General features: G+C 62.9%; 17 protein-coding genes and 1 tRNA gene. 5 read left to right on the forward strand and 13 right to left on the reverse strand.

Annotated elements, in window-relative coordinates:
* The 4 genes from EII23_RS10645 to EII23_RS10660 form a co-directional block, all read left to right on the forward strand.
* Positions 1 to 125 (forward strand): flagellin (locus EII23_RS10645; protein ID WP_260424693.1); only part of this gene is annotated, 125 nt, incomplete at its 5' end.
* 128 nt (positions 126 to 253) lie between these two features.
* Positions 254 to 904 carry an endonuclease III gene (gene nth / locus EII23_RS10650; protein WP_124793353.1) on the forward strand — a complete coding sequence of 217 codons (651 nt, stop codon included), beginning with the start codon at positions 254 to 256 and terminating at the stop codon, positions 902 to 904.
* Positions 905 to 1,026: 122 nt separating this feature from the next.
* Entirely contained in the window at positions 1,027 to 1,980 is a 954-nt protein-coding gene (locus EII23_RS10655) for a chemotaxis protein (RefSeq protein ID WP_124793354.1), read from the forward strand.
* A gap of 63 nt (positions 1,981 to 2,043) precedes the next feature.
* The gene (locus EII23_RS10660; RefSeq protein ID WP_124793355.1) at positions 2,044 to 2,841 is read left to right on the forward strand and encodes a flagellar biosynthetic protein FliR; all 798 of its coding nucleotides are present in this window, start codon (positions 2,044 to 2,046) and stop codon (positions 2,839 to 2,841) included.
* A 71-nt stretch (positions 2,842 to 2,912) separates the two neighbouring features.
* Here the strand turns inward: EII23_RS10660 and rimO are convergent, their stop codons facing one another.
* From rimO to EII23_RS10725, 13 genes are all read right to left on the reverse strand, one after another.
* Positions 2,913 to 4,238 carry a 30S ribosomal protein S12 methylthiotransferase RimO gene (gene rimO / locus EII23_RS10665; protein ID WP_124793356.1) on the reverse strand — a complete coding sequence of 442 codons (1,326 nt, stop codon included), beginning with the start codon at positions 4,236 to 4,238 and terminating at the stop codon, positions 2,913 to 2,915.
* Between the two features lie 80 nt (positions 4,239 to 4,318).
* A complete protein-coding gene (locus EII23_RS10670) occupies positions 4,319 to 5,734 on the reverse strand; it encodes a phospholipase D-like domain-containing protein (RefSeq protein WP_124793357.1) in 1,416 nt (471 codons plus the stop codon).
* A 90-nt stretch (positions 5,735 to 5,824) separates the two neighbouring features.
* Positions 5,825 to 6,262 (reverse strand): universal stress protein, encoded by a 438-nt coding sequence (locus EII23_RS10675; protein WP_124793358.1) that lies wholly within the window; start codon positions 6,260 to 6,262, stop codon positions 5,825 to 5,827.
* 29 nt (positions 6,263 to 6,291) lie between these two features.
* Positions 6,292 to 10,209 (reverse strand): 7TM-DISM domain-containing protein, encoded by a 3,918-nt coding sequence (locus EII23_RS10680; protein WP_124793359.1) that lies wholly within the window; start codon positions 10,207 to 10,209, stop codon positions 6,292 to 6,294.
* 58 nt (positions 10,210 to 10,267) lie between these two features.
* A complete protein-coding gene (locus EII23_RS10685) occupies positions 10,268 to 11,074 on the reverse strand; it encodes a tetratricopeptide repeat protein (protein ID WP_124793360.1) in 807 nt (268 codons plus the stop codon).
* Between the two features lie 79 nt (positions 11,075 to 11,153).
* Complete coding sequence (locus tag EII23_RS10690) at positions 11,154 to 11,834, reverse strand: tetratricopeptide repeat protein (protein WP_124793361.1); 681 nt, start codon at positions 11,832 to 11,834, stop codon at positions 11,154 to 11,156.
* Complete coding sequence (locus EII23_RS10695; protein ID WP_124793362.1) at positions 11,827 to 11,964, reverse strand: CcmD family protein; 138 nt, start codon at positions 11,962 to 11,964, stop codon at positions 11,827 to 11,829. Before EII23_RS10695 ends, EII23_RS10690 begins: the two co-directional genes overlap by 8 nt.
* A 27-nt stretch (positions 11,965 to 11,991) precedes the next feature.
* Entirely contained in the window at positions 11,992 to 12,690 is a 699-nt protein-coding gene (locus tag EII23_RS10700; protein ID WP_124793363.1) for a cytochrome c biogenesis protein, read from the reverse strand.
* Positions 12,687 to 13,364, reverse strand: coding sequence for a heme exporter protein CcmB (locus EII23_RS10705; protein WP_124793364.1), 678 nt, complete (start codon positions 13,362 to 13,364; stop codon positions 12,687 to 12,689). Before EII23_RS10705 ends, EII23_RS10700 begins: the two co-directional genes overlap by 4 nt.
* On the reverse strand, positions 13,352 to 14,035 hold the full coding sequence (locus EII23_RS10710) for an ABC transporter ATP-binding protein (RefSeq protein ID WP_260424692.1): 684 nt from the start codon (positions 14,033 to 14,035) through the stop codon (positions 13,352 to 13,354). The genes EII23_RS10705 and EII23_RS10710 overlap by 13 nt, the downstream gene beginning before the upstream one ends.
* A 96-nt stretch (positions 14,036 to 14,131) precedes the next feature.
* Positions 14,132 to 16,033, reverse strand: coding sequence for a heme lyase CcmF/NrfE family subunit (locus EII23_RS10715; protein ID WP_124793366.1), 1,902 nt, complete (start codon positions 16,031 to 16,033; stop codon positions 14,132 to 14,134).
* A gap of 51 nt (positions 16,034 to 16,084) precedes the next feature.
* Entirely contained in the window at positions 16,085 to 16,498 is a 414-nt protein-coding gene (locus tag EII23_RS10720) for a cytochrome c maturation protein CcmE (RefSeq protein WP_124793367.1), read from the reverse strand.
* Between the two features lie 120 nt (positions 16,499 to 16,618).
* Positions 16,619 to 17,692, reverse strand: coding sequence for a hemolysin family protein (locus tag EII23_RS10725; RefSeq protein ID WP_124793368.1), 1,074 nt, complete (start codon positions 17,690 to 17,692; stop codon positions 16,619 to 16,621).
* Positions 17,693 to 18,021: 329 nt separating this feature from the next.
* Here EII23_RS10725 and EII23_RS10730 point away from each other — a divergent pair.
* Positions 18,022 to 18,098 (forward strand) — tRNA-Met (locus EII23_RS10730).
* The last annotated feature ends 133 nt before the right edge of the window (positions 18,099 to 18,231 follow it).

Genomic DNA, 18,231 nt, shown 5'->3' on the forward strand with positions numbered 1-18,231 from the left:
ACGTGGACGTGGCCACGGAAATGACGCGCTTCGTGCGCAACCAGATCCTCACCCAGTCCGCTGTGGCCATGCTTTCCCAGGCCAACAGCCTGCCCCAGATGGCCATGCAGCTCATCGGCCGCTAGGCGCTGGCTGAGGACGTGCCCTGTGCACATCCCATATCCCCGGGGGTCCGCCCTCCGGGGATATTCCTTTTTCCCCGACTTTCTGCCCGCGGCTTGCGGCCATCCTGCACCTGTGGCATAGCTGGGCAATGGACAAGAACAACTTTCGCCCGGCCCAGGCGGCCAGAGTGCTGGCCGCCCTGCAAGCCCGGTATCCGCAGCCCCATACCCACCTGCACGCCGACACGGCCTGGCAACTGCTGGTGGCCACGGTTCTGGCCGCCCAGTGCACGGACGCGCGGGTCAATCTGGTCACTCCCCACCTGTTTCGTCGCTGGCCCGGCCCGGCCGATCTGGCCGAAGCCTCACAGGAAGATCTGGAAGAAGTCATCCGCTCCACGGGTTTTTTCCGCAGCAAGGCCAAAAACCTGCTCGGCGCGGCGCGGCGGGTGCGCGATGTGTATGGCGGCACGGTTCCCGCCAGCCTCGCGGAGCTTGTCACCCTGCCCGGAGTAGCGCGCAAGACCGCCAATGTGGTGCTTTTCGGCGCGTACGGCATCAACGAGGGCCTGGCTGTGGACACGCATGTGAAGCGCATCAGCTTCCGCCTGGGGCTGACCGATGCCCTTGACCCCGTGGCTGTGGAGCGCGACCTCATGGAGGTTTTTCCCAAAGACGAATGGGGCGATGTGAACCACCGCATGGTCTGGTTTGGCCGCGAGGTATGCATGGCGCGCAAGCCCCGCTGCGCCGCCTGCGAACTGGCGGATATCTGCCCCCGGCGGGAGCCGCCCATATAGGAGGCCGGGCAAAAAACACATCCGTTTCCTTAAGAAAGTCCGTTTTGTGCCGATGAAGTTTGCAGCGGCCTTGCGCCGTTGGCGCTCCACCGCGCCCGCAATGCCTATCAGGATGAAAAGCCATGTCGCAAAGCAGCCTGCTCAGAGCCAGCAACAACGAGCTGGAAATCATTGAGTTCATCATTGACGAGAAACAGGCCGACGGCACCACCTACAGCGGCCATTACGGCATCAATGTCGCCAAGGTTCTGGAAATCATCCGCATGCCCGTCATCACCAGCATGCCCAGCAACTGCGATCCCGCCGTGCTCGGCACCTTCAATCTGCGCGGCAGGGTTTTGCCCATCCTGAATCTGGCCACCTGGCTGGACAAGGAAATGGTCAGCGAGGAGCATGCCAAGGTCATTGTCACGGAATTCAGCGGCGTGCAGGCGGCTTTTCTGGTTTCTGCGGTCACCAGCATCCACCGCATGACATGGGACCGGATCGAACCCCCCAACCGTTATGTGCAGAGCTATTCGCGCGAAAGCATCACCGGTGTGCTGCGCATTCAGGATCGCGTTCTTTTTATTCTGGATATGGAAAAAATTCTGGCCAGCCTGGACAAATCCCTGGACATGTCCAAGGTCGAGGTGGACACAAGCCCGGTGGAAGGGGCAGGCCAGTTCCACCTGCTGGTAGCCGATGACTCCCGCTCCCTGCGCCACATCATCCGGACTTCTCTGGAAAAGGCAGGCTTTCGGGTCACGGCCGTGGCCAGTGGGCGCGAAGCATGGGAGTTTCTGCTGAACCTGCAGGCGGAGGCCCAGGCACAGGGCAAGGAAGTGACCGACATGCTGCACATGGTCATTTCGGACATTGAAATGCCCGAGATGGACGGTCACATGCTGACCACAAAAATCCGTGAAACTGCCGGAATCAGACAACTGCCGGTGATTCTCTTCTCTTCTCTCATCACCGATGCCCTGTTTTCCAGAGGAAAACAGGTGGGCGCCGACCGGCAGGTTTCCAAGCCGGATCTGCCCGGACTGAACAATATCATCCGCGAACTCATTGCGGAAAAGCTGCACAAATAGCGTCTTCCCCTGCTCCGGGCGGAGCATCTCCATCGCTGGCAACCTTTTTGCAACGCCTGCGGCATGGACGTTTTCGGTTTTGATCAGGCCGGCGTGCTCGCCCTGTGGCTCACCCTCATGCGGGTGAGCATTGTCATGTTCATGCTGCCCGTCTTTTCCACCAACAACATTCCCATGCAGGGCAAGGCTGCGGCCACGCTGGTTTTTTCCCTGGGCCTGTGGCCCCATGTGGCTGTGCACACGCCCATGCCCGCCCATCCTTTCGACATGGCGCTCATGGTGCTGGGCGAAGCGGTGATGGGTCTGGTGCTGGGCATGGCCGTCAATTTTCTGTTCATGGGCATTCAGGCAGGGGGAGAACTGCTGGGCTTCCAGATGGGCTTTACCATGATCAACTTTGCCGACCCCCTCACCGGCAACCAGACCGGGGCTGCGGCCTTTTTTCTCTGGATGGTCTCGCTGCTGACCTTTTTGAGTATGAACGGGCATCTGTACATGATAAAAGGCTTTGCGGCATCCTTTGATCTTGTCCCGCCGGGCGGACTGCTTGTGGGCGCCATCCTTCTTTCCCAGGTCCTGCATCTGGCCGCGCAGATGTTTGTTCTGGCCCTGCAGATCGCCGCTCCGGTGATGGTGGCCCTGTTCATGGTGGAGGTGACGCTGGGGCTCGTGGCCAGAACGTCGCCGCAGATCCACATCATGGAATTCGGCTTCCCGGTGAAAATCGGGGTGGGATTTTTCTTTGTGGGCCTTCTGCTGGTGATCATGGCCGAACATGTGCATACCTTCATTCAGGGCATCGAGGGCCTGTTCACCAACCTGTTGCGCAGCATGAGCCCGCTGTATCCCCAGGGCAACTGACCCTGGGGCATGCGCATCCCCACTGCGGCACTGCCCTGAAAGCTGGCCGCGGGCGTTGCGCAAAAAACTTTTCACGCCAGCGCGGTGAGGTCGTACGTTGCGCTCTCCACGATATCGCATTCCACCAGAGCGCCGGGGTACACTCCGGGCCCGCTGACATAGGTAACGCCGTCCACTTCCGGCGCCTGAAACCAGACCCGCCCCCGGTGCAGACCGGGCCACTCGGGGTGAGGAGCGTCCACCAGCACCTGTTGCCTGCCGCCCACCTGCTCCGAAAGCCAGTCGGCGCTGATATTCGCCTGAATTTCCATGAGAAGGTTCCTCCGGCGTTCCTTGACGTCATCGGGAATCTGGCCGGGCAGAAGCGCCGCAGGCGTTCCCTCTTCGGGCGCATAGGCAAAAACCCCCACATGCTGCAGGCGACTCTCCTCCACAAAACGGCAGAGGCTCTCGAACTGCGCTTCGCTTTCTCCGGGATAGCCCACAATAAAGGTAGTGCGCAGCACCGCATGGGGCAAAACCCCGCGCACCAGATCCAGAACCTTTCGGGGATCCCGGGCAAAGGGACGCCCCATACGGGAAAGCACATCGGGATGGGCGTGTTGCAGGGGAATGTCCAGATAGGGGAGCACAGGCGGGCCGAAGTCCCGCATGCAGCGCAAAAGCTCCGGGGTCACGCCCGTGGGGTACAGGTAGAGCAGGCGCAGCCAGTCCAGCCCCTTGAGGGCCGCAAGCCGTTCCAACAGCAGGGGCAAACCGTTCTTCAGGCCCATATCCAGCCCCCAGGATGTCAGATCCTGGGCCACCAGAGCCAGCTCGCGCACGCCCTGATCCAGCAGGGCTCCGGCCTCGGCCACCAGGTGCTCCGCAGGCAGCGAGGCAAGCTTGCCACGGATGGAAGGAATGGTGCAAAAGGCACACTTGTGGCGACAGCCTTCGCCCACCTTGAGCCATGCATAGGACGGGCCGGTGGACAGCAGGCGCGCGCCGTACCCCCCGCCCGGATCCGGGGGGGGGAGGCCCAACGCCCGCGCCAGCATCTGCGGCCAACGCGCAAGCGCATCCGTGGGCAGCCACAGATCCACTTCCGGCAGTTCTTCGGCCAGGGTGCGCGCGCCGTAACGCCCCACCAGGCATCCGCCCACGGCCAGCAGGGGTCTTTTCTTGCAGCGCCCGATACGCTCCACGGCATCCAGAACGCGCTGCACGGATTCCCGCACCGCAGGCTCGATGAATCCGCAGGTATTGATGAACACCAGCCGCGCGCGGCCCATATGCTCCACATGCTCCACGCCAATGCCCAAAGAGCCCAGCAGGCGCTCGCTGTCCACCCTGTTTTTGGGGCAGCCCAGGCTCAATGACCAGACTTTCAGTTTGGGAGGGCGCTGCGTTCCCATATTTTTTCCTCCTGTCGCCCTGCGCAGGCGCTTGTCTTTGCGTTTGCGCCGCAGGGCAGGCCGCCTCCGGCCCACAGACCCTACAGGTAGGGCGAAAATATCCAGCAGCCGGCGTTGCGCAACCTCACGGCCAGATTCTGGCGTGCAAGGTCAATGGACGTGACCTCCCTGCCCACACTGACGGCATGGTCCATATGCGCGGCCAGAATATCGTGAAAGGATGCGCCAAAGACTTCCATGTTCAGCTCAAAATTGAGGCGCAGGCTGCGTCCGTCAAGATTGGCGGAACCTATCTGGCTGTAGTGGCCGTCCACAGCCAGCAGTTTGCTGTGGGCAAAGGGCGCGGGCTGCAACCAGACGCGCACTCCCGCATCCAGCAGCACCGGCAGGATGCGGAACTGGGCCCAGTGCACATAGATGAGATTGTTTTTCTCCGGCAGGATCACGCGCACGTCCACCCCACGGTGGGCCGCCGATCGCAGGGCGGCCACCAGCGCGTGTGAAGGCAGAAAATACGGCGTCATGACGCGTATGCACTTCCGGGCGCTGTTGATGACGCCGCAGTAAATGTCCTCCAGCGTATTGCCGCCCGCCCCCGGCCCATCCATGATGACGCGGCAGCGGCTTGCGCCCTGCGGCAGCGCCGTGGCCGGAGGCAGGGGCGTATACTCGCCGGTGCAAAAGCCCCAATCCAGCAAAAAAGCGCGGCGCAACTGGTCCACAATCGGGCCGCGACACTGAAAATGCATGTCCTGTACGCGCAAGTCCCTGCCTGCGGACAGATTGTCGTCCGCAATGTTCATGCCCCCGGTAAAGCCCGTGCCGTCACAAACAAGAATCTTGCGGTGATTGCGCAGGTTGATGCCCACCTGGGGAGGGAAAAGGCGCAGGGGCAAAAATACGGCTGTCCGCACGCCGTGACGTTCCAGTTTCTTCCAGGGCTTGTGCCAGGAATAGAGCATGCCCACGCCGTCCACCAGAAGGCGTACGTCCGCACCGCGAGAGGCCGCGCGGGCCAGAGCTTGCGCAAAGGCTCCGGCGGCTCTCCCCGCATTGAAAATATAGGTGCTCAAAAAAACGTATTCTCTGGCTGCGTCAATGGCCTGAAGCATGGCCGGGTAGGCCTCGTCGCCGTTGCGCAGGGGACGCAGGTCATTGCCGCCGCACACATGCTGCCGACTGAGCACACGCCCGATATGCTCCGTGCAGAGAATGTTTTCGGGCAGCTTCTCCGGCGGAATACGCTCAAAAGGCGGGTGCGCGTACGGCGGTTCCAGCCTGGCCTGACGGCGCATGATCCTGCTGGCGCGGCTTTCCGCCCGGCTGATGCCGAAACAGGCGTAGAGCACGGCGCCCACCAGGGGAAGAAACAGCACTGTCACTGTCCAGCCGAGGGCTGAACGGGGATCATGCTTGGTCAGGAGGGCATGGCAGGCCGCAACCCACGAAAGGGCATACACCGCCAGCAGAACAAAAATTTCAGCAACAACAAGCATTTTCGCCTTGCATAATCCGCGAGAGACTATGAGGGAAAAAGCGCTCCAGACCGGGATCAGGGGAGCAGCGGCGCTGCTCCCCTGACGGGCCTACTCTCCGCCGCTCTGCCGGATGGCCAGAAGAGCCGTGTCGGTATTGCGCAGAACACGTTCGGTGATGGAGCCCAGCAGATAATCGGGCAAGCCGTTGCGGCCGTCGGTCAGCATGACGATCAGTTCGGCTTTTTCCTCATGGGCCACGCGGACAATGGTTTCGGCCACAGTGCCTTCTTCCACGCGGCAGCGGAAGGATATGCCCTGCTTTTCCAGTTCCTGACCAACAGACTTGAGCAGGGTTTCGCCCGTGGCCGCATGCTCTGCCCGGATCTGGGCATGGGCTTCTCCGCCCACGGTCAGGGGAACAACGTCAAAAACATGCAGCAGAACAACCGTGCTGCCGTCAGCAATCCTGGTCACATGGCGCAAAACCTCCCCGGCGCGCGCCAAACCTTTTTTTCCGCTGACAGGAAAAAGAATCGTCTCGTACATTCTGCCTCCAGTATTTGCGTTTTGTTCTGTCACGACATGAAGTTTCCGGACGTGCCGCGCTCCCTGAGGGTCCGGAGGATGTCGATCCGGTCGCGCTCCACAGCCGCCGCCAGTTCGGGCAAAAGGTCGCGCAACGCGCTCATGCTCTCCTCTTTGGCCGCGCGCTCCACACAATGGGCCAAGCGCGCCAGAACGCGAAAACCGTGGGCTCCGGCCTCCGCAGAAATACGGGCCGCGCCTTTCTGCACCGCAGGGCAGCTCTGGCTCCGGTAGCCCTGCTGCACATCTTCCATCGCGGCATCCAGCACTTCCACAAGCCGCGCATAGGCAAAGTCTTGCAGCGGAGCATCCTCCCGCGCGGCGGACACCGCCGGAGTTTCACCGCGCGTCTGCCCGCTCCTGCTCTCTTCCCCCGCAACACGGCCGCCAGAAGACGCTGTGTCCGGAACAGACGCAACGTGCGCAATAAAATCCACGATGGGCGCGTTGGCTCCGCGCGCTGCGGACAACGGCGCTACGGAATCCCTTTGCTCTCCGGCCTCTTTTGCGGGCACGGCACGCGGACTCTCGCCAGTATTTTCCATCACCCGGCGGATCTCCCTGCCCGGAGCCGTGCGCGGCATTTCGTCCCGCAACGAGGGGCGCTCCCGGACGGTCCCCGCAGCCGAAGGCTCCCGGTTCCGACTGACAACAGGCACAGGCTCGCCAACCCATTCTCCGTGTACCGCCGGGCTGGGGCTGACATAGCGGGAGTTTTCAGCAGAGGCAAAGGGCGCGCTCCCCCCGGTTCCCCGCTGCGGGGAAGGCGGCTTTTTTTCGGCAGAAGCAGAGGCCGGAACAGGCACAGGCTCACCCACCCATTCGTCATCCATGCTGTAGTTGGCCCAGGCTCCCCGGCCCGCCGGGGGAGCAGATATTTCGTTTTCCGGCATGGCCCGCCGGGCAGCAGAAGCGTTGAGCGGCTTCAGAACGGCTTCGCCGCTGCGGTCGGCAATGGTCGCCAGAGGTTCGGCGCCGGATGCCTCGAGACCGTCTTCTCCGGCAGGGGCAGGGCTGTCTTCCTCTTTTCCGGCGTCATTTCCGTCATCCTCACGGACAGCAGAAGCGCCCCACACAGGCCCACCCAGCCCTGCGGACGTAAAAAATTCCTCACTCTCCCCGGCCGGAGGAACAGAAAGCCCGGCATCTCCTTCCACAGCATCCTGCCCTGACACATCCTGCCCCAACACATCCTGCACTGGCGCATCCTGCACTGGCGCATCCTGTCCTGACGCATTCTGCTCTGGCGCAGAGGCATTTTCCGCAGCGTCAAAAACATTTTTGTCAGGGCTTCCCGTGCCGGGCAGGGGCAAAAACTCTTCCTTGCTGCCTTCGCCGTCTCGTGTGGCGGGCAAATCCCTTCCGGGAAGAAGCGAAAGATCCGGAATATCCGGAAGGCCCGGCCCGGAAGGTTCTCCCGCGGACGGCAGAGGCCCGAAAAGATCGGGCAAGGGGGAGTGTCCGTCCAAATCCGGCGGCGATCCGTCTTTTGGGGGCGCAAAATCGCGGGGGGCTTCCGCCGTGTCTTCCTCGGCCGCGGCACGCAACCCGTCCAGAACCTCGCGCACCGTGGAAACAAGCGCTTCTTCGTCCAGCGGTTCCAGCAGGGCATGCGTATACCCGCAGTCGGTGAGCGCGTCCCAGCGGCTGCTGTCGGCGGTGATGGCCAGAGCCCGGAATACGGGCAACCCTGCGGCCAGAGCCTCGGCCTGAAACCGCCCCAGGGCATCGGCATGGGCTGGCCCGTCATGGGGAGAGCGGACCACCAGCATGACCGCCGGAGCTTCCCGGTTGTATTGCAGGGCTTCGTGCACGCTTCTGGCTTCCACGCAGCGGCAGCCCAGAGGCTCGCAGCGGTTGATCAGAAAGCGGCGTTCCACGGCACTGTCCGCCACCACAGCAATGACCGGCTCTGTTCCGGGCTGCGAACGTTCCTCCAGCGGCACAAGGCGCAGACTGAAAGAAACGGAAACTCCCTGCGGGCCGCTTTCCAGAGCAAGGTAGCCGCCGTTGTCTCCCGCCAGTTCCCATGCCCGCGCAAGGGCTGTGACAGAACGCTTTTGGGGGGGGAGGCCATTGCCGGAATCGGAAACCGTGAACAGCAGATGCCCCGCATCCGCGCTTTCCGGCACACGCCGTACGGAAAGATGCACCACTCCCCGTCCTGTCGCCCGCACGGCGCTTTCCAGCAGCAGGCGGAGGCTTTCGCCGAGGGCCTGCCCCTGCCCCTCGTACATGTGCCCCATCAGCGGCGGCATATACCACGCAAGGCCGATGCCCGCATTTTCCGCCATGAGCGCCACGGCATCGTGGGCCTCGCGCACTGTCTGCTGCAGATTGAACACGCCGGAGCTTTTGTCCGGGCGGCTGCCCTCCAGCCCTTTGCCGGGATCTTCCACGGTTCTTGCCAGATTTTGGGCGGCATCAAGCATTTTTTCGGCATGCAGCCGCACTGCGGGGGGCAATGCGCACCGCTTCAGGGCCATGCCCTCATGCAAAAGGCTGTCCAGCGCAGGTCGCAGCAGATTCTCCCAGTACACGGCCTTTTCTTCCGGGTTCGGGGCTTCCCCGCTCCCGCTTCGGGAAGGCACATGCAGGCTCTGCGCTGCCGACGGCAAATGCCCTCCGGGCGGCAGAATCCGCAGATTGGGGTCGTCCAGAGGCTGATCAAGGGTGATGAGGTTGTCGTCCAGCCCCGCGCTGATCAGGGCCGCGTCCAGCTCTGCGGTCGACGCGGCGGCATCCCTGCGGGACATGTCGCCCGGCAGGCCTGTGCCTGCCACCAGCAGCGCGCCCAGCGCCGTGCCCCACAAGGGGGCCGAGGCCAGCAGATCCGCAGGCTGCCCGTGCGTCAGTCCCATAAAGCCCAGAAAGACGCAGAGAGGAGAAATGAGGCAGGCCAGCAGAAAGCGCCTGGCTCCCCCCAGGCCCATGACCGCCGCCCCCAGCGCGGTAGGCGCAAAAAGAAGCGTGCAGGCGGGCCAGAGCGCCAGATAGCGGATCAGCCAGCCGAATCCCGGCAGCAAGGGCAACAGGGCCAGCACCGCTCCCGGCAGGGAAAGCAGCACCAGCTGCGCGTCAAGCGCGCGCGAACGCCCCCTTGTTCCCATCAAATGGCGTCCCACATGGGGAAAAAGCATCAGGGCCATGCCGGGAAAAAGAACAGAAAACGCCTGCCCCGCGCTCATGCCTCCCCCTCCGTAGGGGGGCATGCCCGCAAGCGCATGGGCCAGGGCAACAGCCACATAAAAGGCTGTCCAGACGCGCCACTGCCCTTTCTCCGAAAGGCCGCGCAGCACACAGAGCACAATGACCACCCCCAGGGCCAGAATGGCGGCTTTGCCCACCAGACTGCTCCAGTTGGTGGCGGCATTGTGCGGCGTGCGCAACACGGGCGCAAACCAGACGCCGGGCAGGCCGTCCATGCGGATATAGCAGGTCAGGGGTTCGGGTCCGGGTTCGGGCAGAAGCAGGATATTTCGGGGACCGGGAACACTTTCCCGCCAATCCCCAACGCGGGTTTCCGGATTCGGGCGCGGCTCGTACAAGACGGGGTCGGCAGGAACGTCCGGCCCCATATCCAGCAGCAGAGTGCCGCCCTTCTCCCCCGGTGCCAGGGGAGCCAGCGTGAAGCGCAGCCACAGCGTGCCCGTACCGCGCGGCAAATCTCCGGACCAGTGCTGAAAGGCTCTTGCATTGACGGAAGACGCCACTTCATCCACGTCCATGCTGCCTGTTTCGTCAATAAAATAATCCAGATGGGGCAAAAGGGATTCGCTGGCAGAACGCAGTTGCGGCGAAACCATGCCTCCCGCAGCTGCCTGCGGCCAGACCACGCACACAAGCAGAAGATACGCAAGCAAAATGCCCCGCCAGGGGAACCGCACCCGCCTCAACAAACCGGACATGCAAAACACTCCGTCATTCCTTTTCGCCTGTGGTTTTGGCTTGTCCTCCGCGCCCCTGCTACGGCAACTGGCGCAGCATGTCCGCAACGGATTTTCCGTCAGGGGTGCGGGCCGCAGGGTTGACCGCCAGCAGGCGCTGCCATGCTTTCATGGCGTCATCCCTGCGCTGGAGATCGTAGTACAGCACCACGCCTTCGTTGAACAGGGCATTTTCATGACGCGGACTGACGCTGGATGCCCTGCGGAACTGGGCAACAGCCTTCTCGAATTCGCCCAGTTCACGGAACATGATGCCCATGTCCGTGATCACGTCCGCATTGTCGGGGGCCAGGGCCAGAGAGCGCTGATAGGCCGTGACCGCCCTTCCGGGCTGGTTGGTGTCAAAATAGAGATTGCCCAGTTCCGTCCAGTTGCGCGCGTCCGAAGGATTGTCCAGAACCGCTTTTTCCAGGGCCGCGATGCGGGCGGCCTGCTCGGGCGATATGGCCGACGCCGCAGGAGCGGGCGGAGCGGAAGACGCCGCCTGCCCGGCAGAAGGCGCCTGACCAGCAGGCGTCTGCGCTGGCGGCACCAGGTCCGGAGACATTGGGGCGGACGAAACAGCGCCCCTGTCCGCGTCCCGGACAAAAAAGGCCGGGGCAAGGCTGCCCAGATACATCCCCAGCATCAGGGCCAAAAGCAAACCCACCACAAATGTGCCCCGGCTCACGCTCTTGCCGTGCGCAGGGACGCTGCGGGCGGAACATGCAACGGCAACAACGCCTTCTTCCAACGGCAGGCCGCTCTCGTTTTCCGGAGCCGCCTCCTGTTGCGCGGCAGGGGGCACGGGCTGCGCGGAAGATTTTTTTCTTTTCTGACGGGCCATAGCTCCTCATGGCGCGCGACACGCGCTGATTTGTTGTGCAGACTACCTTCGGGCAAAAAAAGAGGCAAGCCCGCGCCGCTCAGCGGCGTTCCCGCGAGGAGCCGGAGGGCTTTTTGGCTTTCTTTTCTCCCTCTTTTCCGGAAGGCGCGGCTTCCTTGGGCGGATCTGCGGGCACTGCTGGCGCGGGCGGCGGAATTTTTTCCAGTTCCTGACGAATACTGGCTTTCAATTCCTCGCTGCCCGTAGGATCTGCAAGGCCCACCGCGAGGTGCTCTCTTCCCTTCGCCGGGTCCTGGAGAAAATAGGCGTAAAGCACCCCCAGGCTGTACCGGACGGAAGCTTCGTCCTTGCGCTTCAGAACGCCTTCCAGAACTTCCGCAGCCTCCTTGTGGCGCTCCTGATTGTGCAGGATCACGCCCAGCAGATAGAGCGGAGCGGGATTGGCGCTGTCCAGAGCCACTGCGCGCTGGGCAAAGGTTTCGGCTGCCTGCCAGTTCTGTGCGGCCACAAGATGCTCCACAAGGTGGACAAGGGCATCCACGTCCTGCGGGTTGGCCGCCACCTTGCGCATGAGCGCGCCGATGGACTGGGCGTCCGCTCCGGCGGCATCGGACATCACGGGGCGCGGCTCCACCGCCACGGAAAGGTGCGGATTTTCAAAACGCTCCTTGAGCGAAGCGGCCAGCATGACCGCCAGCCCCAAGCCCAGAACAACAATGACGGCGCGGGCAGGAAAAAGGCGCGAAGGAGTTTCAGTCATGGTCAAGCATCTCCATCCGGGACAGGCGTGCGGCCAGAGTGCGCTGACGCGCCGCCAGAAAGGCCAGATATGCGCCGATGCCGATCCACACGCCGGCATTGGCCAGAAGAACCCAGGTCTGGGCGTCCATCATTTTCCTCCTGCGGCATGCGCCGTATTATTCCCGTCCGGGGCCAGCAGCGCGGTTTTCGGCCAGAGTCTCCAGCCGCGCCTCCAGGTCAAGCTGGCGCTTGCGCAGCCAGACCAGAGCAGCCCAAAGCAGCCCGAAAACGCCCACGCAGGCCAGGGCCACAAGGCGCATCTCCGGCTCCAGACCGCTCTCTCTGCCGGAAAAAACAGAGGGGTGGATGGAACGCCAGAGCCGGGCCGACAAAAAAACCAGGGGCACGTCCAGAAAGGCCGCCACGCCCACCACCGCGCAGACCGTATTGCGCCGCGCCGGAGGCAGGTCAAGCCCGCGCAGCACCAGATATCCGGCATAGACGAACCACATGATCAGGGTGGTCGTCAGGCGGGGATCCCATGTCCACCAGACGCCCCACGACCTGCGCGCCCACAGCATGCCCGTGATCAGGGCAAGGCCGCTCAGCAGAACACCCACTTCGGCGGCGGCCGCGGCCAGCCTGTCCGCGCCGGGGCGGCGCTTCCAGAGCCAGAGCGCGGACCCCAGAAAGACCACAAAAAAACTTGTCATCCCCCACCACGCCAGCGGCAGGTGGACATAAAAAATCTTCTGCACCAAACCGAGGGTGGCCTCCACCGGGGCGTACACATAAATCAGCCACTGACAGGCGGCAAAGCCCAGGCCGCCCGCCACAGCCAACAGGAGCGGCGCTGCCGACAATCCTCTGTTCATTCATCCCCCGCATAGATATGCCCGAAAAGGAGCAGACCCGCGCCCAGAAAAACCGCGTCAAAGGCGGCTGCCACGCCAAGCCACGCTCCGGCTCCGTCGGGACTGGGCGCGCCCAGAACCTGCGCTCCCACGCTGATGCCCGCCAACAGAAGCGGCGTCAGCAAAGGAAAAAGCACGATGCTCAACAGTGATTCCCGTGTTGCCTGCCCTTGGGCCAGCGCGCCCAGCAAGGACCCCAAAGCGCACATGCCCAGATCGACAAGCAGCAGGGCCAACAGGCCGTCGGACACCGAACCCCGCATATCCTGCCCCAAAAAAACCATGGCGGCGGGAAAAAACACGATCTGCGCCAGCCCCAGCAGCACCATCCCGGCGCAGCCCTTGCCCAGCCACACCGCCTGCACCGGAGCGGGGCAGAGCAAAAGGCCGAGGCGGGCGCTGCTGGCTTCTTCCAGCGCATAGAGCTGGTTGAAAATCAGCACCTGGCAGAACACGGAACCGAGCCAGAATACGGCGGCGACCCCCTGCGGGGCCATGCGCTCGCCCGTTCCCTGCGACAGGCTGAAGACAAAAATGAGCAAAAGCCCCAGCAAAAGGGCCTGCACCAAACCGCTGCCGCGCGCCAGAACCAGCCTCAGATCCTTGCGGGCCAGGGCCAGGGTCAGGCGCAGCATACTGTCGCCCCCGGCGTGTCCCCCGCAGGGAGGACAGTGCCGACTTCGCAAACTTCCGTTGCGCCATCCCGAAAATCGCCGGGCGGGCCGTCATACGCCAGACCACGGTCTTTCAGCACCAGCAGGCGGTCTGCCAGCGCCGCGTCCTCACCCAGATCGTGGCTGATGAGCACCACGCAGGCCCCGCGTTGTCTGGCCTGCGCAATCTCCTGCCGGAGCAGAATGCGGGACGGAATGTCCAGCCCTGCGCCGGGCTCATCCAGCAGCAGAACCTCCGGCTCCTGCAGGAGAACCCGCGCGAGACTGAGGCGCTGGGCCATGCCGCGCGAGAAAACTCCCGCCCGCTCGTGGGCATGCGCTTCGAGCCGCACACGGGCCAGCCCCTCCATGAGCCGGGCGGAAGAAAGGCCAAGGCCGTGGGCATCGCACCAGAAGGCCAGATTTTCCAGCGCCGTCAGGCCGGGATAGAGAAACGTGGCGTGGCCCAGATACCCCACCGCCCCCCCGGGGGGCGTGACCGTACCGGCCGTGGGTCGCGAAAGCCCGGCCATGATGCGCAAGAGGGTGCTCTTGCCAGCGCCGTTGCCGCCCGCCAGCAGGGAAACACTGCCCTTGCCAAAGACACAGCTCACATTTTTGAAAACAAGCTTTGCGCCGTATATTTTGGCCACACGCACAAGTTCCAGAGCACTACCCTCCCCGGCGCGCTGCTGCCACGCGGGCCGCGGCCGGATTTTGCCGGGGGAGAGTCCCGGACGCGCGGGAAATCATGCTTCTGTGGAGCCGCCGACTCCGGCACGGCGGCGCAAACCCATCAGCGGCACAAGGCACATGATGGTTCCGCCAATCCACAGCCAGTTGACCAAAGGCTCCACGCTGACCTTGACCACCACGCGCCTTTTCTCGTCCATACCCAGCAGGGAGGCGTAAACCTCATTGCCCAGACCGGGAATCACGTCCACCTCGGAAAACTGCATGGACCCGAATTTGTCGTACAACCGGCGCTCGGGCACAACGATCCCGAGATTTTTGCCGTTTCTGGCGATCTGCAAACGGGCGGCAATATAATCGTAGCCGGGACGCCGTCCTTCTTCCAGTTCAAGGAGGGTTGCCGTGTATTCACCCACAGAGTCCGAATCGCCCTGAAGCAGGCTCATTTCGTTGTCACGGGTGTACGGCCCGGAAAAGGCAATCCCCAGCGCCATGAGCGCCAGCCCGATGTGTGCGCCCAGAGCGCCCAGCGTTGCGGGCTGCCCGCGCACAGCCCTGTCGGCAAGGAGAAAAAGTGCGCTCAGCAGAATACCCACAGCCGATGCAGCCCCCGCCAGCGCCAGCGGCTTCTGGTATCCCAGGCCCCAGATGACGCCCGCCGCAAGCCCGGCACCGCTCAGCGCAGCCAGCAATCTCTTTTTGCCGCGCACCCCTCCTCCCCAGCCCAGCCAGGGACAGACCACCATCATGGACGTGAGCAGCACGCCCAGCGGCAGGCACACCCTGTTGTAAAAACGGGCGTCCAGACCGCGGGGCGCATCGGCCCACAGCGCGCTGAGCACCGGCCACATGGTGGCCGTCAGGATGATGGCGGCCAGAGCCAGCAGGGTCCAGGCCACGATAGTCAGAAAACCCTCGCGGCTGTCCAGCCCGTCCAGCGGCTGGCCCTGCCGGGGCGCGGTCAGGGGAACCCAGAGGCTTGTGAACAGGCCGGTCAGGATAAATACCGTCAAGGGCGTACCCACATTGCTGTCGCCAAAGGCGTGGACGGAATCAATGACCCCGCTGCGGACAAGGTAGGTGGCGAAAAAAGCCGACACCGTGACCAGCGCCATGATCGCCACATTGACCCGCCCCAGCTTCCGGCGACGATCCTCCACAATCAGGGTGTGCAGGGCTGCCGTGGCCACAAGCCAGGGGATCAGCGAGGCGTTTTCCACCGGATCCCAAGCCCAGTAGCCGCCCCAGCCCAGCTCCATGTAGGCCCACCACGCGCCCAGCACAATGCCCGCCGTAAGAAAAAGCCAGGCCAGCAGGATGAAGGGACGCGAAAGGCGGAACCACGCATCCTCCTGCCCGGCCCGCCCTGAAAGCGTCTGGGCCAGAGCCAGACAGGAGGGCACGGCAAAACCGCCGTAGCCGATGAACAACAGGGGTGGATGAAAAATCATGCCGGGATTTTGCAGCAGGGGGTTCAGGCCGTTGCCGTCCGGAGGAGCGGGCGTCTGCAAAAGAAAGGGATTGCTCCAACTGGTGAGGATCAGGGCGAAAAATGCCATGACAGAATAGAAAAAGCCCCAATACCAGAGGCGTGTGGGCGCGCTCAATTTTTTGTGCGCGCGGGTACAGGCAAAAATGCTGCCGCTCAGGGCCACGGTCAGCGCCCAGAAAAGCATGGATCCCGGCTGCCCGGCCCAAAAAGCCGTGAGCCGGTAAAATACGGGCAGAATGCGATCCGTGTAGCTGGCCACATACTGCACGCTGAAATCATGCCAGTACAGGGCGTGCAGCAACAGGGCCGAAGCCAGAAGCAGGGAAGCGCTGACGATCAGGTGCGCCCGCTCCACAAGATGCAGGGCGTCGTCACGGTTTTGCCACAGTTGCACAAGAGCCAGCGCCCCGCCGCCTGCCGCGGCAAGCAGCGCCAGAAGCTGGAGGGAATATGCGAAAACGTACATGCAGATCCTTGACTTCCCGCAGCGCGGCGCGCTCCCTGCCGGGCGCTCCGCCTAGCCCTGACGGTTTTCTTTTTGGTACTTGGAGGGGCACTTGGTCATCAGCGTTTTGGCCCGGAAGCGACCCTCCGGCCCCATGCCGCCTTCCACAATGACTTCCGCGCCGATCTTGAAGGTGTCGGGCACAACACCGCTGTAGGTGACGTCAAGAACCTGGGCGGCATTGTCCTTGTCTTCCAGGCGAAAGTCCACGCCCGTGCCGGAGGCGTGCTTCTCCATCCCCGTGCCGGACACTGTGCCGAACAGGCGAACGGCAACGAGTTTTTCGGGGGAGGCAGCCCTGGCTTCGGACACATTCAGAAAATACATGCTGTTTTCGGAAAATCCGGAATAGGCGAGATAGCCCACTCCCCCCAGAAAGAGCAGCAGGGCCACAACATACATGCCGGTATTTTTTGCGCGGGGCATATTTTCTCCTGAAGCGGCGCGATCAGCGCCCATATGCCGTGCAAGACGCATGGCAATCCAAGTAGCCAACGATACGCCACTTTCCTTCCCCTGACAAGGCGGGAAATCTTCCTGCCTTGTTCAAAAACCTTCGCGCCCGCGGTCTTCCGTGCCCGGCTGCCCGCCTTCTGCCCCGGTCAACCGGCGGCGGCGCAGGCGGGCCAGAGCGCGCAAATCATCCACATTGTCGCTTTCGTCCACAATTTCCCGCCCAAGAATTTCTTCCAGAACGTCCTCCAGCGAAACCACTCCCGCCAGCCCTCCGTATTCGTCCAGCACCACAAAAAGATGGACCTTGGCCTTGAGCAGTTCGCGCAACAGGATATCAAGAGTCTGGTTTTCAAGGATAAAATATGCAGGACGCATGATCTGACCCAGGGTCTGGCCCTGCCTGCCTTCCTGCAGGCAGAGCCCGAGGGTGCGGCGCTGCACAAAGCCCACAATGTCCTCATTGTTTTCCCCATAGACGGGTATCCGGCTGAAATGCCAGGTGCGCTGATCCTGGTATGCCTCCTCCACGGTGAGATTTTCGGAAAGGGAAAAAACCACCGTGCGCGGCGTCATGATTTCGCGCACGCGTTTCTGGTCCAGCGACAGCACATTGCGGATGAAGGATTCCTCATACGGCTGGATGCGTCCGGCCTGACGGGAAAGGCTGGCCACGGCGCGGATGTCGTCCTCGGAAACTTCGGGCCCCGGAGAAGAAGAAGCCACCAGCCGCGTCAGCAGGCTGGTGAACCAGAGCAGGGGGGCCAGCAGCCGGACCATCACGGCCAGCGGCCTGGCCAGAAAAGGGGCCAGGCCGGAAGCATGGGCCACGCCTATGGTCTTGGGCAGAATTTCGCCAAAAGCCAGAATCAGAATGGTAAAAACAAGGGCAAACAGGGGCATGTGCTCACTGCCGACGGTCGCCATGAAGGCCGCACCGGCAATGGTGGCGCCGGCGGTGTTGGCCACGGTGTTCAGCGCGAGGATGGCCGCAATGGGCTTGTCCACCTCTGTGCGCAGCTTGTACAAAAGTTCGCCCGCCACGCCGCCGGAACGGCGCAGGCGCTCGATGGCCGACCACGGCAGGGAATAGAGGGCAGCTTCGGTCAGCGAACAGAAAAAGGACACAAGAACGGCAAAGCCGATGGACAGGACAAGTATGAGCATGAAAACCCGCCCGCAAACGGCCGCCCCGGCAAGATGCCCGAAAGCCGCCCGCCATGTTTTGCGCGGCCGGTTTGTGCCGCGAGGTTGCCTGCCGTCTGTCGTGCCGGGCGTGGAGAATAAGGGGCCGCAACGCGTGTGTACATGCCCGGCAGCGCGGCAGGTGGCTTACATGTAGCGTGAAGCCTGTGGCAATGGCAACAATGGCGGGAGCGCTCGCCATTGCGCCGCTGCCTGCACTCCCCCAAAACATTTTGGCAAAATCTGCTTGACAACCCAGCCATGCAGAGATAGAAAGACTATCTCAACGGTGGCAATACGTCACACAGTGGCGCGGGGTGGAGCAGCTCGGTAGCTCGTCGGGCTCATAACCCGAAGGTCGTAGGTTCAAATCCTGCCCCCGCAACCAGAAAAATCAAAACCACCCGCATAGCGGGTGGTTTTCTCAAGCCCTATAAGGGCATATTACCGGCCAGCGCCTAAATGACGCTGGCTTTCACTTCGTTCAAGCCCAGTGCCTTTGACGCCTTGGCTACCCCTTG

Origin of the sequence: Desulfovibrio sp. OH1186_COT-070 (assembly GCF_003860215.1) — a bacterium.
GTDB lineage: Bacteria > Desulfobacterota > Desulfovibrionia > Desulfovibrionales > Desulfovibrionaceae > Desulfovibrio.